Source organism: Acidobacteriota bacterium, assembly GCA_016196035.1.
In the GTDB taxonomy this organism is placed as follows: Bacteria; Acidobacteriota; Blastocatellia; order RBC074; family RBC074; genus JACPYM01.
Genome location: JACPYM010000086.1, coordinates 45,509 through 66,918, shown reverse-complemented (window position 1 = coordinate 66,918; position 21,410 = coordinate 45,509). Strand labels below are relative to the sequence as shown.

General features: G+C 57.2%; 18 protein-coding genes and 1 pseudogene. 16 read left to right on the top strand and 3 right to left on the bottom strand.

Annotation, left to right across the window (positions count from 1 at the left end; genetic code table 11):
* Positions 1–33 precede the first annotated feature (33 nt).
* The 9 genes from HY011_24920 (at position 34) to HY011_24880 (ending at position 9,308) form a co-directional block, all read left to right on the top strand.
* Positions 34–567 (top strand): DUF177 domain-containing protein, encoded by a 534-nt coding sequence (locus HY011_24920; protein MBI3426185.1) that lies wholly within the window; start codon positions 34–36, stop codon positions 565–567.
* Positions 568–612: 45 nt separating this feature from the next.
* Entirely contained in the window at positions 613–795 is a 183-nt protein-coding gene (gene rpmF / locus HY011_24915) for a 50S ribosomal protein L32 (GenBank protein ID MBI3426184.1), read from the top strand.
* Between the two features lie 86 nt (positions 796–881).
* On the top strand, positions 882–1,910 hold the full coding sequence (gene plsX / locus HY011_24910) for a phosphate acyltransferase PlsX (protein ID MBI3426183.1): 1,029 nt from the start codon (positions 882–884) through the stop codon (positions 1,908–1,910).
* 29 nt (positions 1,911–1,939) lie between these two features.
* The gene (gene fabD, locus HY011_24905; protein MBI3426182.1) at positions 1,940–2,899 is read left to right on the top strand and encodes an ACP S-malonyltransferase; all 960 of its coding nucleotides are present in this window, start codon (positions 1,940–1,942) and stop codon (positions 2,897–2,899) included.
* A 71-nt stretch (positions 2,900–2,970) separates the two neighbouring features.
* The gene (fabG, locus tag HY011_24900) at positions 2,971–3,714 is read left to right on the top strand and encodes a 3-oxoacyl-[acyl-carrier-protein] reductase (GenBank protein ID MBI3426181.1); all 744 of its coding nucleotides are present in this window, start codon (positions 2,971–2,973) and stop codon (positions 3,712–3,714) included.
* 114 nt (positions 3,715–3,828) lie between these two features.
* Entirely contained in the window at positions 3,829–4,068 is a 240-nt protein-coding gene (locus tag HY011_24895; protein ID MBI3426180.1) for an acyl carrier protein, read from the top strand.
* A 151-nt stretch (positions 4,069–4,219) separates the two neighbouring features.
* Positions 4,220–5,458, top strand: a complete 1,239-nt coding sequence (gene fabF / locus HY011_24890; protein MBI3426179.1) for a beta-ketoacyl-ACP synthase II — start codon at positions 4,220–4,222, stop codon at positions 5,456–5,458.
* 283 nt (positions 5,459–5,741) lie between these two features.
* On the top strand, positions 5,742–6,311 hold the full coding sequence (locus HY011_24885) for a sigma-70 family RNA polymerase sigma factor (protein ID MBI3426178.1): 570 nt from the start codon (positions 5,742–5,744) through the stop codon (positions 6,309–6,311).
* 45 nt (positions 6,312–6,356) lie between these two features.
* Positions 6,357–9,308, top strand: a complete 2,952-nt coding sequence (locus tag HY011_24880) for a serine/threonine protein kinase (GenBank protein MBI3426177.1) — start codon at positions 6,357–6,359, stop codon at positions 9,306–9,308.
* Between the two features lie 332 nt (positions 9,309–9,640).
* Here the strand turns inward: HY011_24880 and HY011_24875 are convergent.
* The 3 genes and pseudogenes from HY011_24875 to HY011_24865 form a co-directional block, all read right to left on the bottom strand.
* Positions 9,641–10,066 (bottom strand): annotated as a pseudogene (locus HY011_24875) (HNH endonuclease).
* Positions 10,063–10,359, bottom strand: coding sequence for a hypothetical protein (locus HY011_24870; GenBank protein ID MBI3426176.1), 297 nt, complete (start codon positions 10,357–10,359; stop codon positions 10,063–10,065). The pseudogene HY011_24875 and the gene HY011_24870 overlap by 4 nt, the downstream one beginning before the upstream one ends.
* A 236-nt stretch (positions 10,360–10,595) precedes the next feature.
* Positions 10,596–11,183 carry a hypothetical protein gene (locus HY011_24865; protein MBI3426175.1) on the bottom strand — a complete coding sequence of 196 codons (588 nt, stop codon included), beginning with the start codon at positions 11,181–11,183 and terminating at the stop codon, positions 10,596–10,598.
* A gap of 183 nt (positions 11,184–11,366) precedes the next feature.
* Here HY011_24865 and HY011_24860 point away from each other — a divergent pair, with 183 nt between their 5' ends.
* From HY011_24860 to HY011_24830, 7 genes are all read left to right on the top strand, one after another.
* Positions 11,367–13,652: a VWA domain-containing protein gene (locus HY011_24860; GenBank protein ID MBI3426174.1), complete on the top strand. Its 2,286-nt coding sequence runs from the start codon at positions 11,367–11,369 to the stop codon at positions 13,650–13,652.
* Positions 13,653–13,670: 18 nt separating this feature from the next.
* Entirely contained in the window at positions 13,671–14,345 is a 675-nt protein-coding gene (locus HY011_24855; protein ID MBI3426173.1) for a Uma2 family endonuclease, read from the top strand.
* A 7-nt stretch (positions 14,346–14,352) separates the two neighbouring features.
* Positions 14,353–15,459, top strand: a complete 1,107-nt coding sequence (locus HY011_24850) for a hypothetical protein (protein MBI3426172.1) — start codon at positions 14,353–14,355, stop codon at positions 15,457–15,459.
* A 251-nt stretch (positions 15,460–15,710) separates the two neighbouring features.
* Positions 15,711–18,398: a tetratricopeptide repeat protein gene (locus HY011_24845; GenBank protein ID MBI3426171.1), complete on the top strand. Its 2,688-nt coding sequence runs from the start codon at positions 15,711–15,713 to the stop codon at positions 18,396–18,398.
* Positions 18,399–18,420: 22 nt separating this feature from the next.
* Positions 18,421–19,284, top strand: a complete 864-nt coding sequence (locus tag HY011_24840; GenBank protein MBI3426170.1) for a DUF4159 domain-containing protein — start codon at positions 18,421–18,423, stop codon at positions 19,282–19,284.
* Between the two features lie 128 nt (positions 19,285–19,412).
* A complete protein-coding gene (locus HY011_24835) occupies positions 19,413–20,432 on the top strand; it encodes an AAA family ATPase (GenBank protein MBI3426169.1) in 1,020 nt (339 codons plus the stop codon).
* 9 nt (positions 20,433–20,441) lie between these two features.
* Positions 20,442–21,410, top strand: a complete 969-nt coding sequence (locus HY011_24830) for a DUF58 domain-containing protein (GenBank protein ID MBI3426168.1) — start codon at positions 20,442–20,444, stop codon at positions 21,408–21,410.

Genomic DNA, 21,410 nt, shown 5'->3' with positions numbered 1-21,410 from the left:
TAATGACAGCCTTTTGTCACCGCAGGTATCGCTATGAAAATCTCGCTGGCGCACTTGCCTGTCGAAGGAACGCGCTTCGAACAGCAATATCAAACCGGTGAACTCGATGTGAGCGCGCACGAGTTTGCGTTGACTGAATCGCCCTGGATCGCTGGACGCCTCAAGCGTTCGGGAATGGATGTCAAACTTGAGGGCGCGTTAAAAGCGGCGCTGAGTGTTCCCTGCGACCGTTGTTTGACCGATGTTGCCGTCACGATTGACCAGGCTGTCAACCTCGTCTTTATCCCGCTGGAAGCAGAGCGCGTGGCGAAGGGCGAGACCGAATTACACGAACGTGATCTGGAGTTCTCTTTTTACGAGAACGACGAACTGGATGTGGATCAGGTGATCCGCGAACAGCTTGAATTGGCGCTGCCGGTGCGCGTGCTCTGCCAGGCAGACTGCCGCGGGATTTGTGCCCAGTGTGGGGCCGATTTGAATACTGATGCTTGCAATTGCCAGCCGTTGGTTGATCCACGCTGGCAAGAACTGGCTGAGTTGAAAGCGCAACTCGAACCGCCAGAATAAACAGCAAGACTGAACTAATAACGACTATTTTTTGGAGATACGACCATGCCAAATCCGAAACGACGCCACTCGAAATCACGCGGCCGCAAGCGCCGCACGCATGACGCCCTGACGGCGGTAGGCTCGTCCGCCTGTTCGAACTGTCAAGCGCCCAAGTTACCGCATCGCGTTTGCGCCAAATGCGGTTATTACGATGGACGCCAAGTCATCGCCAAAGAGGCGGTCTAGCTTACGCTGCAGCACCCTACCAAAAAGGATGAGACGCAGGTTTCATCCTTTTTCCTTGTCTGCCGGACAGTCACGACTTCTCTCGCATGCTGACTACCATCGCCGTTGATGCAATGGGCGGAGACAACGCACCCGCCATCGAAATCGAAGGCGCAATTCAGGCGGCGCACGATTTGCGCGTCCGCATTTTGCTGGTCGGACAAGAGGACGTGCTGCGCGCCGAACTGGCGCGGCAAGGCTACGAGAACCCGCGCCAGCACCGCCTGCACATCGAAATCGTTCACGCGAGCGAAGTCATCACGATGGAAGATTCGGTAGCCCACGCGGTGCGCCGCAAACGCGATTCTTCGATCCGCGTGGCCGCCCGATTGGTGCGCGAAGGCAAAGCGCACGGCCTGGTCAGCGCAGGCAACACCGGCGCGGTGATGATGACGGCGAAGCTGGTGCTGGGCACCTTACCCTCTGTAGATCGCCCGGCCCTGGCGGGAATTTTCCCGACGATGAAAGGGCGCGGCACAGTGCTGCTGGACGTAGGGGCCAACGCCGAATGCAAGCCCGAACATTTGAAACAGTTCGCTGTGATGGGCGCGGTTTACTCACGCAACATTCTGGGCGCCCACAATCCGAAAGTCGGGTTGATGAGCATCGGCGAAGAAGAAATCAAGGGCAACGACCTGACCAAAGAAACGCTGCGCTTATTGCGCGCCGCGCCGATCAATTTCGTCGGCAACGTCGAGGGGCGCGATATTTTCACGGGCGAGGTGGACGTGATTGTCTGTGACGGTTTCACCGGCAACGTCATCCTGAAAACCAGCGAGGGCCTGGTCGCGGCGATCATGAATTTGTTACGCGGCGAATTGGGCCAAACCTATCTGACGCAGGCCGGCGCACTGCTGGCGCGCACTGCCTTTCAAAACGTCAAGAAGCGCCTGGATTATTCCGAGCTGGGTGGCGCGCCGTTGTTGGGCGCCAAACAATTGACCGTCATCTGTCACGGCAGTTCGTCACCCAAAGCGATTCGCAACGCCATCCGCATTGCCAAAGAGTTTTACAAAGGCAAACTCAACGAGAGTATCGAAGCAGAACTAAGCAAGGCTGCGGTCGTCAATCCTTGACCAACGTACCGACCGCAACCCATTTACGCATGAGCAAACTAGCTTTCATCTTTCCCGGCCAAGGCTCACAGCACGCAGGCATGGGGCGCGAATTGGCCAACACTTTCCCGGTTGCCAAAGCAGTTTTTGAGGAGGCCGATGAGGCGTTGGGCTGGGCGCTCAGCAACCTCTGTTTCGAGGGGCCTGACGCCGACCTGCAACTCACGGCCAATACGCAACCCGCCATTCTGACCGCTTCAATAGCTGCCTTTCGGGCATTAGCTGAAAAAGGATTCAAGCCTGATTTCGTGGCTGGACAGAGCTTGGGCGAGTATTCGGCTTTGGTGGCGGCTGGGGCATTGCCGCTCAGCGCAGCCGTCAAACTGGTGCGGCAGCGTGGCGAATTTATGCAGGCCGCTGTTCCTGTGGGCGTCGGGGCAATGGCCGCCATCCTGGGCATTGACGCTGTCAACGTCACGGAAGCTTGTGCGGCGGCGGCCCAAGGGCAAATCTGCGCGCCCGCCAATTTCAACACGCCCACGCAGATCGTCATCGCGGGCGAAACCGCCGCTGTCGAGCGCGCCATCGAAGAGTGCAAAGCCCGTGGCGCGCGCCGCGCAATGCTGCTGAAAGTCAGTGCGCCGTTTCATTGCGCATTGATGCTGCCGGCGCAGAAGCAAATGCAACCGCTCCTGGCGGCCACGACGTTCAACCCGTTGCAATTCCCTCTCGTCAATAATGTAGACGCAGCGCTCACCACTGACGGAGCGCAAGCACGCGCGGCGTTGGTGCGCCAGATTTCAGCAGCCGTGCGCTGGACGGACAGCATCAACTTGCTGCTGGAACAGGGCGTCAGCACGTTTGTTGAAGTTGGCCCCGGCAAGGTGCTGTCCGGTTTGGTCAAGGCCATCGCCAAAGAGTTGGGCAAAGAAGTCACGCTGCTCAATATGGAAAATGCGGGAAGCCTGCAAGCAACCACAGAGGCCTTGAGTCAAAGGAGTAGCGCTTGACGACGAACGCGGCTTGACTGCGTTGACAGTAGGGGCGTGCATAACCAAGAATCTCGCAACTCAAATTCACGATGCTCAATCTCAACGGACAAATTGCTCTCGTCACCGGCGGCTCGCAAGGCATTGGCCGCGCTACGGCACTCGTGCTGGCCGACTGCGGCGCGGATGTCGCGGTGCTGGCGCGCTCGCTCGATAAATGCGAAGCCGTCGCCGAGGAGATTCGCGCGAAAGGTCGCCGGGCGCTGGCTGTACGCGGCGATCTTGGCAATGCTGAAGAAATCAAAGCCGCGATTGAGCGGGTGGCGAAAGAGCTAGGCCCGATTAACATTCTGGTCAACAACGCGGCGATTACGCGCGACGGCTTGCTGCTGCGTATGAAACGCGAAGATTGGGAGACGGTCATTCAAACCAATCTGACGGGCGTTTTTCTGGCCACGCAACAAGTGCTGCCGATGATGACCAAGGCGCGCAAGGGCCGCATCATCAATCTGACCTCGGTGGTCGCCCAAGCCGGTAACGCCGGCCAGGTCAATTACATTTCGGCCAAAGCCGGCTTGATCGGTTTCACCAAAGCCGTGGCGCGCGAATATGCCTCGCGCAACATCACGGTCAATGCGGTCGCGCCTGGCTTTATCGAAACGCCGATGACAGCGGTGCTCAATGAAGCGGCACGCACGGCGCTGCTCGAACAGATTCCACTCAAACGTCCGGGGACTGACCTGGACGTCGCACATGCGGTTGCGTTCCTGGCCTCCGATGAGGCAGGCTATATCACCGGTCAGGTGATCAACGTCAATGGCGGAATGTATATGTGAATACAGGGCGGCACGCGCGTTTGGCAGCGGTTCCCGTTTCAGCAAGACCAAAGCAAAGGGCGTGGCGCACTAAGCAAACTAAATCAATAACTAGACTTCTCAGTGGAGGAACTCATGGCAGATTCAATTGCGGATAAGGTTAAAGACATTATTGCCGAAGAACTCGGTGTAGACCGGGAAGAGGTCACCGACAACGCCCGCTTCATAGACGATCTCGGCGCCGATTCGCTCGATACGGTTGAACTCGTAATGCGGTTTGAAGAAGAATTCGGCATCGAGATTCCCGACGAGGAAGCCGAAAAGATTCAAAGCGTGCGCGATGCCTTTGATTACATCGAAGCGCACAAGAAATAGGCGCGCACCGCGTGAGCAAGGCAAAAGGCAAAAGGCAAAAATCAACGGGCAAATATTCGCCAGTTCCAGCGGGCCGCCCATAATGCGGGCCCAGCCTTTTTGATTTTTGGTTTTTGCCTTTTGATTTCAAGGAGTGCTTGTGAGCAACTTCATTCCCAAGCGGCGCGTGGTCGTCACCGGCATCGGTATGGTCAGCCCGCTCGGTAACACAACTGAAGAAACTTGGGCGGGCCTGCTGGCCGGGCGCAGCGGCGTGGATTACATCACGAAGTTCGACACCAGCCAGCACACGGTCAAATTCGCCGCCGAAGCCAAAGGCTTCGACCCCGCCAAGTTCATCGAGAAAAAAGAACTGAAGAAGATGGATAACTTCATCTACTACGCGGTGGCCGGGGCCATGGAAGCGTTGCGTGATTCGGGCTTGCAAATCGCGGGCGACCTGGCCGAGGAAGTCGGCGTTTACATCGGCAGCGGCATCGGCGGCTTTGGCGTCTTCGAGCGCGAACACACCAAGATGATGGAAGGTGGGCCGAGCCGCATTTCGCCCTTCTTCATTCCGGCTTCGATTGTGAACCTGGCTTCCGGCCATGTCTCGATTATGACGGGTGCGAAGGGGCCGAATTCGGCGACGGCGACGGCGTGCAGCACGGGCGCACACGCCATTGGCGACAGTTTCAAAATCATTCAACGCGGCGACGCCCTGGCGATGATCTGCGGCGGCAGCGAAGGCGCCATCACGCCTATGTCGGTGGGCGGCTTTGCCCGTTTGCAGGCGCTCTCGACACGCAATGACGACCCCGCGCGCGCCTCGCGTCCGTTTGACAAAGACCGCGATGGTTTCGTCATCGGCGAAGGCGCGGGCATTCTCATGCTCGAAGAACTGGAACACGCCCAGGCGCGTGGCGCGAAGATTTATGCCGAGATCGTCGGTTACGGCATGACCGGCGACGCCTACCACATGACCGCGCCCAACGTAGATGGCCCGCGCCGCGTCATGCTGCGCACCATCAAGGACGGCAGCATCGAAATGAATCAGGTGGATTACATCAACGTCCACGGCACCTCGACGCCACTCGGCGACAAGAACGAAACTGACGCCATCAAGGCCGCCTTTGGCGAGCACGCTTACAAGCTGGCGATCAGTTCGACCAAGTCCATGACCGGCCACCTGCTGGGCGGCGCGGGCGGCTTGGAAGCGGGCATCACGGCGTTGTCGGTTTACCATCAAATCATTCCACCGACGATCAATTACGAAACGCCCGATCCCGATTGCGATTTGGATTGCGTGCCCAATGTGGCGCGGCAGACCAAGCTGGAATACGCGCTGTCCAACAGCTTCGGCTTTGGCGGCACGAATGCGGCGCTGTTGTTCAAACGCTACGGCGGCTGAGACTTTCACCAAACCAGTCATTACTGCCAACGAATACACCAGGCGCGGGGGTTGAAGCTGATTCAACCGCCCGCGCTTTTTTTTCTTTCCGGCGTGAGCGATTGCCGCTCTGAAATCCGCATTGGTTGAATGAGAACGTGTTATGCCGCTGCTGACAGGCCGCTTACAACAAACCCAAACGTGTGTCAGTCAATTGATTGACGCGGTGCGCGCGAAATGGCAAAACTCTCCGGCGCTTCATTCGTCAACTGAAAGCCTGCCGGAAGACCCGCTAGGAGAGAGGATGACACCTGCCTCGACGCACGACGTAACACAACTGCTGCTGGCCTGGCGCAATGGCGCGGCCGGAGCTTTGGAACAGCTCACGCCGCTGGTTTATGACGAATTGCGCCGTCTGGCTGCGCGCTATGTGGGCCGCGAGCGCGCCGATCACACCTTGCAAGCCACCGCGCTGGTCAACGAAGCCTACTTGCAACTGATCAATCAACAGCAAGTGGCACAAGTGGACTGGCAGAGCCGCGCGCATTTCATAGGCATCGCCGCGCGCCTCATGCGCCAGATTCTGGTAGACCACGCGCGCGCCCACGCGGCAGCCAAACGCGGCGCGGGCGCGGCGGCTTTGCCTTTGGCTGAAGCCATCGCCGTGCCCGCACCCAACGTTATCGCGCTTGACGACGCCTTGCGTGACTTAGCAAAACTCGACGAACGCAAAAGCCGCATCATCGAATTGCGCTACTTTGGCGGCTTGAGCATGGACGAGATTGCCGAAGTCACCGGCCTTTCCGTCGCCACGCTGCGGCGCGATATGCGGATGGCGGAGGCGTGGCTGGGGCGGCAGATACAGAGGCGGTAGGCAGTGGGCGGTAGGCAGTTTTACTTTAATCCAGGAGGAACCACTATGACTCCAGAACGTTGGCAGCAGATCAAAGACCTCGTCAACTCCGCCATCGCCGCCGATGCCGCTACACGCTCGGCTGTGTTGCAGCAATCCTGCGCCGATGATTTGCCATTGCGTCTGGGCGCGGAAGCACTGCTTTCGTTTCACGAAGACGCCACGCGGCGCTTGGCGCATGCTCCAGCAGTTGACCTCGTGCTGAATTCGCAAATGCCATTGTCGCCTGACCGCTGGCAGCAGGTTGAGCAAGTCTTTCAATCGGCGTTGGAACTTGAACCAGCCGCACGTGCCGCCTTTCTGGCTAAAGCCTGCGGCGCCGACGCCGGGCTGCGCCACGAAGTCGAATCGCTGCTGGTTTACCAGGCAGCGGCGGGCGATTTGATCGGCGGCGCGATTCAACAGGCTGCCGGATTGCTGGCGAATGAGCCGAGCGAGAAGACCCGCTTCACACCCGGCACGACGCTCAACAAACGCTACCGCATCATCGGCTTGCTCGGACGCGGCGGGATGGGCGAAGTCTATCGCGCCGACGATCTGAAACTCGGCCACCCGGTCGCGCTCAAGTTCCTGACCGAAAAGCTTTCAAACGACAAAACGATGCTCGCGCGCTTTCACAGCGAAGTCTCGATGGCGCACCGCGTCACGCATCCGAACGTCTGCCGCGTCCACGACATCGGCGACGTGACGACTTCTTCGGGCAATCTACATTTTCTCTCAATGGAATATGTGGATGGCGAAGACCTGTCGTCGTTGCTGCGCCGCATCGGTCGCTTGCCCTCGGACAAAGCCGTCGAGATTGCGAATCAACTCTGCGCCGGACTTGCCGCCGCGCACGAAGCGGGCGTGCTGCACCGCGATTTAAAACCGGCGAACGTGATGCTGGATGGCAAAGGCCGCGTCCGCATCACCGACTTCGGCCTGGCCGGATTCGCCGAACAGATCAAAGGCAGCGAAGTGATGGCGGGCACGCCTGCCTATATGTCGCCCGAACAGTTCGCGGGCAAAGAGGTGACGACGAAGAGCGACATCTACGCGCTGGGCCTGGTGCTCTACGAAATCTTCACGGGCAAGCGCGTGTTTGAAGCGGGTTCGCTGGCTGAATTGCAGAAGATGCACGAGAGCAGTGCGCCGACCAATCCGTCGTCCTGGGTGAAGGACATTGATCCGCTGGTCGAGCGCGTGATCTTGCGGTGTTTGGAGAAAGACCCGTCGAAACGGTTGGCGTCGGCCAACCAAGTTGCTGATGCGTTGCCGGGTGGTGATCCGCTGGCGGCGGCGCTGGCGTTGGGCGAAACGCCATCGCCGGAGATGGTCGCGGCGGCGGGATCAAAGATGGGGATGAAGCCAATGTATGCGGTGGCGTGTATGCTGGCGATCATCGTTGGCTTAGTCGTCAATGCTTTTTTGCGTGATAAAGCGTCTCCCACGCTCTCGCTTTCGCGCCAAAATTCACCTGATGACCTAACGCACAAAGCACGTGATTTGACGCGACAGGTTGGATATACAGAGCGCCCGGCTGATAGCGCTTTTGGGTTCGGTCAGGACTTCGATTATTTGTCATACGTTAATCGGAATATCCCGGCGGAAAAGCAATTAGATCAAGTCACAAAAGGGCGGTCAGTAATCGTCTATTGGTATCGTCAAAGTCCGCAGTACCTTCAATCGTGGGATGACGGGTGGATTACTGCTTACGATCCGCCGCGGGACTTTCCGGGCATGGTGAGCGTTTGGCTGGATCTGCAAGGACGCTTGAGCCGATTCGAAGCTGTGCCGCCACAACTGGATCAAACTCATGCCATAGCGCCGCCGCCTGATTGGAAGCCGTTGTTCGCTGCCGCTGGGCTTGATGCAACAACTTTTGCGTCAACCGAGCCGGAATGGACGCCTCTGGCGGCTTGTGATGTGCGAGCCGCCTGGGCAGGAGTTCATCCGGCTCAACCGGAAATTCCGCTACGCATAGAAGCTGCTGCTTATCGTGGCAAACCGGTTTATTTTCATCTGATCTGGCCCTGGACTAAACCCCAAGGGATTCAGACGCCTCAAACACACATCAGCAATATCGTTGTTCCCGTCATCTTGCTACTCGTCCTATTCGGAGCCTTGCTGCTCGTTCGCTACAATGTTCGTCAGGGGCGCGGGGATCGTCGCGGGGCGTTCCGGCTGGCGGCTTTTATTTTCTCCGTCCAGTTGCTTACCTGGCTTTTTGCTGCAAGTCATGCGCCCCATTTAGGTGAATTGTATGGGTTCTTCTTTCAGGGGGTTAGCCGTTCGCTCCTCTGGGCGAGCCTGAGTTGGTTGCTTTATATCGCGCTGGAACCTTACGTGCGGCGGCATTGGCCGGTGGTGCTGGTTTCGTGGAGCCGGTTATTGAGCGGTAGCCTGCGTGATCCATTGGTGAGCCGCGATCTGCTCATTGGCATTCTTTTCGGCATTGTGACGCAGACACTCTGGCTGCTTGAACGGCTCGCCAATCTTCGGCAGGCAGTCATACCTGAAAATTCCGAGCGTTCTTCCTGGTCAGGTTTACGCTTCCTGCTTGCCTCAAGTTTTATGAACAACCTGAGTTCAATGCTGCTGTTGGCATTGTTCATTCTGTTATTCCTGTTTTTGTTGCGCATCATCACACGCCGAGAATGGTTGGCTGCGGCAATTTTTGTCGCGTTTGGTTGCTGGTTGGGATCTTCGAATTCAGACAGCCCGTTGAGGTCCGCACTTTTGGCTGGATTAAGCTACCTCCTGATGGTCAGCATTATGCTGCGCTTTGGTTATGTTGCTTTTGCTTGTTATCTGGTTATCAGCGGCCTACTGTCTTTCCCCATCACACTGCATTTCTCCGCGTGGTACACAAGCTCAGCGATGGTAGTTGTTGGCGCAATTCTGGCGCTGACGATTTATGCGTTCCACACGTCGCTGGGCGGGCAGAAGCTGTTCGCGGGGAAGCTGCTGGAAGAGTGAACCCTGGGTACGCATCGCGGCTTTGCACAAACCGGCATAAATCGAATTGGAATTGCACAAATCGGTTGGCTTTGCCCTTTTGTTTTGCATTGTGATACGAGTCAGCGGTTTGTGCAGAAATTTCATTTGCACAAATCGCCCGCCTTTTTCAGGACGGTTTGTGCAAAGCCACGCATCGCTTCCAGCGTGCGGTCTCAGCAGCAGACAGATGGATGCCGGAGGGTTCGCTTTCAGCATCCATCTGTCTGCTGCCGAGACCGCACGCTGGAAGCGATGCGTACCCAGAGACAGCCGCTGTTCGCGGGGAAGCTGCTGGAAGAGTGAGGCGGAAATTACATTGCGGGTGGATGCCAGCCGGCTCGCACCCAGTTCCGCCGCACCACCAAGGCGATTTCGTTATTGAGGGTCAACGCTACGACGGTGGCGCGTCCGCTTGCCGTCCGGCCAATGATCTCAACTCCATCTTCGCTCCAGTTGAAATGACGGCTCCAACGCTGTGTGCGTGGGTTAAACAGTTTGACGCGCCTATTGGTGAGCGGATCGTGGGCGTGCGTTTAGATGCCTTTGGCGTTATTGCACAAACGACAGGCCAGCCAGAGATTCCCTTCAGCCTCCGTGCCGCCTTTGGCTTTGGCAATGATATGTTCGATTTCCAGGACGAGCAGTGTGTAACGTTGCTGGGCCAGGCAGTAACCGCAACGATGTTGGGCTGAAGCACAAACGCGCGCTTTGACGTCCTGCGGGATTTTGCTGCTCATGGCTCCAAAGGTGGGATCAACTTGCGTTCAACGGCTTCGGCCAAGGCTTGCGACTGGCTCAGCAGGCTGATTTCGTAAATGCGCATCAGCGCCGCCAATTCTGCGCTCTCGCAGTCATTCAGTTCCCCGGCTTGTTGCCGGTCGAGCAAGGCGCTCAAACGGCGATCCGCCTGCGGTTCCATACGCAGTTTCGTCAACGCCAGCACTTCCCGATCCGGTAATTTGGCAATGCCGTTGAGTTGATTGATGGCCTCCAACGAAGGCAACGCTGTAGTAAGAGTTGCGGCAATCACCTCAGTCAGATCACGCCGGGCGTAAGCCGCGAATTGTGCCGCGCCGGTATGTGTCTTCCGGTAAATTGAGTACGACCTGTGTGTTCATAATGGAAGCGATTGTATGCCTGCCCGTGCAATGACTTAATGCCGCACGGCATCTGACACCGCACAACACAACCAGCGCGAATTGGCCGAAGCATTGCGCTGGCAACCAGCGTATTGAAATCCTTGCGGCTTCCGAGAGGTAAATCTGGTTACTCGTTGGCCGCATTCACCACTGGGAACAGCCGCGCCAGCCCCCATTCCAACAACCACAACAACAGCGCCGCCCCCGCCGTATTCGCCAGCCAGTATTGCCAGTAGCCGTTGAACCAATATTGCGACGCGCCGTAGCCGTGAAAGGCAGCATTCACGTTTGTTGCTGGCGGCGTGACAAAGCGCGACACTCCTTGCAAGGCCAGAAACCAAAGCAACGCCCACCACCACACGCCCCGCGCCATCCGCACCTTGGCAATCACCCACAGCGCAAACAGCGCGCCGCCCAAATGCGTGAGCAACGAGACGGGCCAGACAAGGCGCGTCGCCCACATATCCAAGACCCAGGGCGGCAAGCCCAAGATCAACCACAAGGACGCCAGCCGCATCAGCAACGAATTCCCCGCCAGCATACCAATCGCCAGTGTCAGATTTGCCACGTGACAACTCCACCAGAGGTGCGAAGGCGTATCCCATTTGACGTAATCCACCAAGCGCACCAGGAAAAAAACCAAGGGCACAAGGCCGGTTAACCGAAACCAGCGCGGAAACGGCAAGGCATCTTTAGTGCTGGCAGCAGTCCTCATTGCTTGGTTCTCTCTCAAAATCTGTTGAATGTGTAAGTTGCGAAACTGGCGCAGCTTGCAACACGTCTTCAGTTGCGCGCAATGCTTTTTTACATCCTGTCCCGGTTGTTTATAATGCCACTGACTCACCCGCTAGAAGAAACACAGGATGGCCCGCAAAATGATCTGGAGCAGCTTTAAGTTATGGATACGCTCTTACAACTCTTCTTCAAATACCGTTGGTCTACGTTTGCCAAAGGCCAACTCGGGTTTGCCAATCGTCCCGCCTGGTGGGTGTTGCTGCTCTTGGCTTTGGCCTTGGGTGCGTTGATTTACTTCGTCTATGTGCGCCCCAGTTACCGCATCAGCGCGCTGAACCGCACCGCGTTGATCGCCTTGCGCACAGCGTTGGTGGCCTTGCTGGCGATCATCCTGATGCGGCCCGTGGTCGTCATACCATCCGTGATTCCAAAAAGCACCGCCGTGGCCGTGCTAGCGGATGATTCGCGCAGCATGACTTTGAAGGATGAAAATGGCCGCACTCGTTTAGACGCAGCCAAAGACCTGCTCAAACCTGACAGCAAATTCTCGAAAGGTCTCGACGATAAATTCAAAGTCAGCCAATACAGCTTTGCCACGACGGCCACCAAACTCAAGAGTCTCGACGAACTCAAAGCCGAAGGCACGGCGACCGACCTCGCCAACGCGATGCAGGAAGTCGTCAAGGATGCGACCGGTACACCGCTGTCGGCCTTGGTGCTGTTGACGGATGGCGGGGCGAATACGCCGCGCGATTTGGCGGCGCAACTGCGCGATTTGAAAGCCCGCAACCTGCCCGTGTTCACCGTGGGCGTCGGCAGCACAGAACGCTTCAAAGATGCTGAATTGGTGCGCGTCACCGCACCACGCCGCGTGTTGGCCGGTTCGGCGGTGATTGCCGAAGCCCTGATCCGCTTGAGCGGTTACGGCCCGACGAAAGTCGCGCTGGCCGTCAGCGAAGATGGCAAGGCCGTCAAGACCGAAAACTTCGACATCAAGGCCAATGAAGCGCAAACGGTCACGGTCGAATACACGCCGACCTCGCCCGGCACGCATCGCTATATGTTTGAAGTCAAACCGCTCGACGCCGAAACAACGCTCGAAAACAACACGCAAGAAGCCCTGATCCAAGTCACCAACGATCACCCCAAGATTTTGCACATCGAAGGCGAGCCGCGTTGGGAATATGGCTTCATGCGCAAGGCGTTTGCGAAAAACGAGAAGAATCTGGTGCTCGTCTCTTCCCTGCGCTCCGCCGATGGCAAGTTTTATCGCCAGGGCGTCGAGAGCGGGACGGAATTGGAAAAGGGTTTTCCGCTGAGCGATGAAGAGTTGTTCAGCTATCAGGGTCTGGTGCTCGGCACTCTCGAGGCCAATTTTTTCACCTACGACCAATTGAAATGGATCGAGCAATTTGTGGCGCGGCGTGGCGGCGGCTTCCTCGCCCTGGGTGGACGGCATTCGTTTGATGCGGGCAAATACGCCAACACACCGATTGCTGATTTGCTGCCGTTGGTATTGAACGACCGCCCCGAAGAGCCGGAAGTCGAGGCCGTTTCCAATTTCAAAGCCGCGCTCACGCCGCGTGGCCGCACGCACGCCGTCACGCGGCTGGCCGAAGATCGCAATTTGAGCGCGAAGGCCTGGGATGAACTGCCCGCGATTACCGTCCTCGAAATGCTGACCACCCTCAAACCCGGCGCCACGCTGATTCTGGAAGCGCGCAGCACGCAGGATAAAACCCGCGCAATTCCGTTGCTGGCCGAAGAGCGCTATGGGCGCGGGCGCACACTGGCCTTCACGGCCAACGACACCTGGCGCTGGCGCATGGAAATGCCTTCGCAAAGCAACGCGCACGAAACTTTCTGGCGGCAACTGCTGCGTTATGTCGTTAGCACCACACCGAATCAATTCGAGGTGGCCGCCGAACGCGATGTCTATGCGCAGGGCGATGTCGTCAATTTGCGCGGCGAGATCAACGACAAGAAATGGGAAACGGTGAAAGACGCCGTCGTCAACGCGCACATCACCAAACCCTCCGGCGCGAGCGTTGACGTGCCCTTGAAAATCAACTTTACCGAGCAAGCCAGCGAATACCGCAGCGAGTTCACGCCCGATGAGAAAGGCGTTTACAAACTGGAACTCACGGCCAAACGCGGTGGCGCAACTTTGGGCGTGGCGGAATCCAGTTTTCTGGTCACCGACCGCACGCGCGAATTCAACGACGCGGCGCAAAACGTCGAACTGCTCAAACGCATCGCGGCGGAAACCGGCGGCAAGTATTACCCGCTCGCCCGCGCCAACGAACTGCTCGAAGAGATCACCCAACTGGAGGGCAAGAATTCGGAACGCTTGAGCAAAGATTTGTGGGATATGCCGATCAACTTTTTGCTGTTGATTGGGTTGGCGAGTGGCGAATGGTTTCTGCGCAAGCGTAAAGGACTGGCGTAAAGAAACGAAGGAGGAACGATGAAGACAGCAGCAGCGACGGCCCCTGTCATGGAAATGCTCACCCGGATTCACCAGCTTGAGCCTGGGCAGCGTCAGATGTTTCAGCACGTCAGTTGGGAAGCTTACGAAGCCTTGCTGGATGAACTCGGCAATAACCGTGGGTTACGCACAGCCTACACGGAAGGGGATTTGGAAGTTATGGCGCCGCTCCATCGCCACGAAACCGATAAAGAGACACTGACCGCAATGGTGCGTATCCTCGCCAAAGCCCACGGACTGCGGGCGCTCGCGGCTGGCTCGACAACTTTCAAACGCCCGGACCTGGGTCTGAGCGCCGAGCCGGATTCCTGCTACTACTTGCGCGACGTGACCAGGGTAATCGGCAAAGAACGAATCGAGCTGGGCGTTGATCCGCCGCCGGATTTGGTGATTGAGGTTGATCTAACCAGTCACTCGCACAGCAAAATTACGACTTACGCGCGCTTCGGCGTGCCGGAGTTTTGGCGTTACGACGACCCGGCTTTGGAAATCTACGAACTGGTTGCGGGGCAATATCAGCAACGCGTCAGTAGCCCGACTTTTCCACGGGTGCAAGCAACCGAACTCGCGGCGTTCCTGGAACAGAGTAAGACCGCCGGACAAGACTACGCACTGGAAGCCTTTGAAACGTGGCTCAAAACCCGTAGCAATTAGTTGACGAATGAAACCATTAACACGCTCTATCCGCTCAATGCGCTGCTTACTTTCCACAACCTTCTGGCTCTGTTCATTCGCCACGCTGGCTTGCGCCCAAGACCCCGGCGCGCGCGTGCCAGTGCAAAACCCCGCGCAAATGCCCGCCGAAACCAAACCCGCGCCACGGTTGCCCCCCGATCAAAACAAGTACGCGGTCGTCATCAGCGGCATCAGTGGCGAAGAGCAGTACAGCAAAAAATTTGCCGAATGGACAACCAAGCTGCGCGCGGCCTTGCTGGACAAGTTGGGCTTTGCCGAAGAGCACACCTTCATTCTGACCGAAAAGCCAGTGGAAGCGGCCAAAGAGTTGCGCGCCAGCGCCGAAGTCGTGCGTCAGACCTTTGTGATGTTGCGCAATACATTGAAACCCGAACAGCAACTCTTCGTCTTTTTCATCGGACACGGCACCTATGACCCGAACAGCAAAATCGCCAAGTTCAATCTGGTTGGCCCTGATTTAGGCACCAACGAATATGCGCAACTGATCAATGCGCTGCCCGCGCGCAATGTCGTCGTCGTGAACATGGCCAGCGCCAGCGGCGAGTTTATCAAACCGCTTTCCGGCAGCCTGACGGGCGGCCATCGCATCGTCATCACGGCCACGCGCAGCGGGATGGAACAGAATGCGACGCGCTTTCCGGAGTTTTTCATCAACGCTCTGGGGAACCCTGAAGCCGACGCCGACAAAAGCGGGCGCGTCTCTGTCATGGAGGCCTTCGATTACGCCACTAAGCTGGTCGCCAAGCAGTTTGAGGGCAAAGGCAATCTGGCGACGGAACATGCTTTGCTTGACGACAACGGCGATGGCGCTGGCCATCAACAGGCCGAAGCGGGCGATGGCGGACTGGCGCGCGTGACGTATTTTGATTCCCTGCCCCAGCAACAATCCGGCGGCGACCCCGTGCTGGCAAAATTATTCGAAGATAGAATGCGGCTGGAAGGCGACATCGAACGCATTAAGGCGCGCAAGGCGCAATTAAACGAAGACGATTATTACAACGAGCTGGAAAAATCGTTGGTCGAACTGGCCCGCATCGGACAAGGCATTCGCGCCAAGCAGAAAACGAACTGAGCTGGAGCAAGATGACATTCAAGCTAGCAAGACAAATAGTGCGCACGTTTGCAGCCCTGAAAGGGCGAGATTCAAGAGCCGGGGGCAACGCCCCCAGTGCGCAGTTCAAGAATGTTTTTGGCCCTGAAGGGGCCACATCTGAAACCCCAGTGCAGCCCTTTCAGGGCCAAGCAAATCGCGCGATGGTTACGGGAGCGTGGCCCCCGGCTATTAAATCTCGCTCTTTCAGGGTGCTCGGGCAAATACACGAGTTGCGCTTTACCTCACTATTCGTCGCGCTGCTCCTAGCTTGTTTCATCACAGCCTGCGCCTGTGTCGCCGCCCAGGAAATCACCATCGAGACAGCGGAAGAAGCGCTCCAGCAAGGCAAATATGAAACCGCCGTCACGCAATTCAATCAATTACTGACCGCCAAAGCTGATGACGAACGCGCCCAGCAAGGCTTATTGCGCACCTACCTGGAAACCGGCAAGTACACCGAAGTCGAAACCACCGCGAAAAAGTATCTGACCGGCAAAGCCAATAATGCCGTCGCCCGGTTGGCGTTGGCCGAAGTCGAGGCGCTGACGGGCCGTTACGCTGAAGCCTTGAAGGATTTCGAGCGCGTCAGCCAGCAGATTGACGAGGCCATCAAGAAAGCGGGCGACAAAGAGGCAGCGCTCGACGCGCTCAAACCGCAATTCGAGCGTAAGTTGCGCGCCGATTTGCGGCGCGGCGAATTGCTGCGCATGACCGGCAAAGAGGAAGAATCGCAATTCGCCTTTCAGTCCATCATCAAATTTTATGAAGACAACGACGTTGACGAGGCACCGGCGCTGACCAGCATCGCGGCAGCGCTGGCCTATCTGGAAAAGTACCAGGAAGCGAAAGATATGTATCTCGACGCCATCGCGGCGGACGGGAAATATATTGACGCGCACATCGGCGGCGGCGAATTGTTCACGGCGAAATACAACTACGCCGAGGCGGCGGACTTTTTCAAAGACGCGCTCGAAATCAACGCCAACAGCGCGCGCCTGCATCTGGCCATCGCCCGCAACCGGCAACTCGACGGGGGCGAGCCGCTGCAACAGGCGCTGGCCAAGGCGCTCTCGATCAATCCCAATCTTTACGAAGCCAAACTCATCCAGGCCAGCTCTGATCTGGATGCCGAGCGCCACGCTGACGCCGCCAAGAAGATTGACGAAGTGCTGAAGCTCAATCCGAATTCGTTGGAGGCCTACGCGCTGCGCGCCGCGTCGCAATGGGTCAACCACCGTTTGCCTGATTACGAAGCGGCGGTCAAATTCGTGCTGGCGATCAATCCGCGCAGCGGCGAGCTTTATGAAACGCTGGCGCATTACGCCACCTCTCAACGCCGTTATGACGAATCCATCGTCTTTCTGCGCAAAGCCATCGAACTGACGCCCAATCTGTGGTCGTCGCATCTCGCGCTCGGCCAAGCCCTGTTGCGCAGCAATCAGTTGAAAGAGGGTCGTGAGGAAGTCGAGTTGGCTTTCAAAAACGACCCGTTCAACATCTGGGCCAAGAACACGCTCGATCTGCTGGATTCGATGGCCGATTTCCGTGATTACAACGCGGGCGAATTCGTCGTTCGCACCAACGCCAAAGAGAGCGAGGTCATTCAGGTCTACGCCGCCGAATTGCTGAATGAAGTGCATGCAAAGCTGGCCGCGAAATACAAATTCACGCCCAAGAGTCCCATCGTCGCCGAAATCTTTCCGAATCATGACGACTTCGCCGTGCGCACGCTGGGCCTGCCAGGCTTGGGTGGCGCGCTGGGTGTTTGTTTCGGTCAATTGATCGTGCAGGATTCCCCGTCGTCACGGCCCGGCGGCCAGTTCAATTGGGGCAGCACCCTCTGGCACGAATACACGCACGTGGTCACGTTGCAGATTACCGATCACTTGATCCCGCGCTGGTTTTCGGAAGGCTTGTCGGTCTTTGAAGAACACAACGCGCGGCCCGGCTGGGGCGACGATTGGAATCCCTCGCACCTGAAAGCCCTTGCTGACGGACGCTGGTTCAAGATTGCCGATTTGGATGGCGGATTCATGCGGCCCAAACGCCCAGACGATATTACGCTGGCGTATTTTGAAGCCTCTCAGATTTGCCAGTTCATCAACGACAAATATGGCTTCGATACAATCCTGGCGATGCTGCGCGGCTACAAAGAAAAACACCGCACGCCTGAAATTCTGCGCGAGACGTTGAAACTAAGCGAAGAGGATTTCGACAAAGCTTTTGCGGCGTATATCGAAAGCAAGGCGGGCAAATACGTCAAAGCGCTCGAATCAGGTTGGAAAAACAAGGCGCTGGCGGAGATGAAGAAGGAAGACATTTACACGCAAGCTGCCGCCCAGCCGGATGATTTCACCTTGAACCTGCGCGCCGGGATGCTTTACGTGCAGGACAAAGCGCCGGACAAAGCCATTCCACATTTGAAGCGTTGCATTGAGCTATTCCCTTACCAGTCGGGCGCTGGCAATGCCTATGAATTGCTGGCGGGAATTTATGAAACGCGCGGCGACAAAGCCGCGACTGTCGAAATGCTCGAGGCGTTGGTCAAAGTGGATGAAAACAACTACGATGCCTTGCAGAAGCTGTCCAAGCTGAAACTGGAGCAAGGCGACAAAGCGCGCGCGTTGGAGTTGTTGAAACTGGCCTTTTTCGTCAACCCCTTCGATCACGCCGAACATACGGCGGCGGGCAATCTACAACTCGAAGCAAATCAAAACGACGCGGCCATTCGCGAATTCCAGGTCGCGCTGGCGGCCAATCCGCCCAATATCGCCGAGGCGCAATTCAATCTGGCGCGTGGCTTTTTGGCGGCGGGTAAAGTTAAAGAGGCGCGCCGGACGGTGCTAAAGTCGTTGGAACTCGCCCCCGGATTTGATAAGGCGCAGGATTTGTTGTTGAAGCTGGTCGGTAATCCTTAAGGCTGGCGAAAGAGGAAGTCGTATGACGAAGCTGTCATTGAATCATCGCAAAGTGCTCTGGCTCGTTTTCAGCCTATGTCTGGTGGCGGGATTGGCGCTCGCCCAACGCCCGCAACGCGGCGGCGGCGGCGGGCGTCACAACAAACAAGGGGTAGACGCTCCGCCCGAATTTGAGAACAACCTGCCGAAGCTGCAAAAGGATTTGTCCGGGCGTTTCACCTTTGCGCGCGTCCGTTTCGACACCAGCCAGTACGCATCTATGTATGGTTATAACCTGCAACTTGGTGATGGCGGCCCGCCCTGGTCGCATGATTACCCAGCGGCGGGGCGGCACCTGATGAAAATCATCGCTGAGACCTCCAAGACCGATTGCACACTGGATACCAACGAGCCGATCTTTTCCTTCGACGATCCGCAGTTGTTCAAGTATCCGTTTGTCTATCTTTGCGAAGTCGGATTCATGAATTTAGGCGACAAAGAAATTGCCGGGTTACGCGAATATCTGCTGCGCGGCGGTTTTGTCATGGTGGACGACTTTCGCAGCCCGGGCCAGTTCGCCAATTTACAAGCGCAGGTCAAACGCGCGTTTCCCGAATATGAGTTGAAAAAGCTCGACCTGTCGCATCCGGTCTTTAATTGCTTCTTCTCAATTAAGACGCTGGAAGTCGCGCCGATTTATGGCGGTGGTTACGGCTCGCGCGAAACCTTGAACCCCGAATTTTGGGGCTTGGAAGACGAGACCGGGCGGTTGATGATGGTCATTGATTACAACTACGATGTGAGCGACTTCTGGCAGTTTTCGGACAACCCCTTCCGCCCCATCGAAGAAACCAACGAAGCCTATAAATTCGGCGTGAATTACATCGTGTATGCGCTGACGCATTGAGATGCACGGTGCAGTACCGGGAGCGGTAGCGACCGGGTTCTGCGCAATGTTCGACACTGGCAGTACCCAGTCGCTACCGCTCCCGGTACTGCATCAATACATTCGAGACGAAAGGAACCCACAACTGAATGGCTGTTGACACACAGGCGATCCGCGACGAGGAGTTATTGAACAAACTGTCCCACGCCCGCGACCGCATCATGAATGAAGTCCGCAAGGCGATCATCGGACAGGATGAAGTTATCGAACAGGTGCTGATGTCGCTCTTCGTCGGCGGACACACGATCATCACCGGCGTGCCGGGTTTGGCAAAAACACTGCTGATCCGCACGCTGGCGAATGTGCTTGATCTTTCGTTTAAGCGCATCCAATTCACACCCGACCTGATGCCCGCCGACATCACCGGCACCGAGATCATCGAAGAGAACCGCGCGACCGGCCATCGCACCATGCAATTTATTCGCGGCCCGGTCTTCGCAAACATCATCCTGGCCGACGAAATCAACCGCACGCCGCCCAAGACGCAGGCCGCGCTCTTGGAAGCCATGCAAGAAGGCAGCGTTACAGTGCAAGGTACGACCTACGAACTGCCCAAGCCGTTTTTTGTGCTCGCCACGCAAAACCCTATCGAGATGGAAGGCACGTACCCGTTGCCCGAAGCGCAACTCGACCGTTTTATGTTCAATGTGCGCATCGGCTATCTGACCGAAGAAGACGAAGTCGCGGTCGTCAAGCTGACCACGTCGCCGCAGGACGTGCGCTTTGAGCGGCTGATGAGTGCGGACGAAATCCTGGCCTTTCAACGGCTGGTACGCAAAATCCCGGCGGCTGACCACGTCACGCGCTACGCCGTCAACCTGGTCACGCACAGCCGCCCCAACACGCCCAAAGCGCCCGATTTCATCAATCGCTGGCTGACCTGGGGTGGCGGGCCGCGCGCGTCGCAGTTCCTGATCCTGGCGAGCAAGGCGCGCGCGATCCTGAACGGGCGTTACAACGTGTCATGCGAAGACGTGCGGGCGATTGCGGGGCCGGTGTTGCGGCATCGCTTGCTGACGAACTTTCAGGCGGAGTCGGAGAAGATTGATTCCGACGCCGTCATCAAAAAGCTAATCGAACATGTGCCAGAACCGAAATCTGGTCTGTAGGCTAACGCTATGTGGTGGAAACGAAATAAGGAGAGCGTACTAAGTGGCAAGACGCCCCAGGCTGTCGCGCAGCAACCGGCTTCTTTCGCGACCTCCGGCCCCAGATTTCTAACACCGGAGGTCTTGGCCAGCATCAATTCGCTGGAATTGCTGGCGCGCACCGTCGTCGAGGGCTTTATCTCCGGCCTGCATCGTTCGCCCTTCACCGGCTTTTCGACCGAATTCGCCGAGTATCGCCAATACTTGCCCGGCGATGATTTGCGCTATCTGGATTGGAAGCTATTGGGGCGTACCGACCGTTACTACATCAAAAAGTACCGCGCTGACACGAATTCGCAATGCCACATCATCATGGATGCGTCGGCTTCGATGCGGTATGCAACCGGGCCGGTCAGCAAGCTGCAATACGCGCAATTCCTGGGTTCGTCGCTGGCTTATCTGATCAACCGGCAGCAAGACGCGGTCGGGCTGATTGCCTTTGATGAAACCGTGCGCACACACGTGCCCGCGCACGCCCGCACCGGTCACATGCGGACGATCTTCGGGCGGATGGAGCAACTCGAACCGGGCAACGAAACCAAGCTGGCGGGCGTGTTGCACGAAGTCGCCGAACGCATCACCCGGCGCGGCATCATCGTTGTGCTGTCTGACCTATACGACGACGCCGAAGCCGTCATCAGCGCCTTGCAGCATCTGCGGTTCAAGGGTAACGACGTAATCGTTTTCCAAATCCTCGACAAGAACGAACTGGATTTTGATTTCACCGACCCGGTCTTGCTGGAAGACGCCGAAACCGAAGAGCAATTGCACGTGCTGCCCGATGTGCTGGCCGAAGGTTATCGCCAAACGATCAACGCCCACGTCACGCGGCTAAAAGAAGGCTGCGCGGCGAACAAGATTGATTATGAATTGTTGACGACGGATAAGCCGCTCGATTTTGCGTTGTTTTCGTTTTTGGCGAAGCGGGCGCGAATGTAA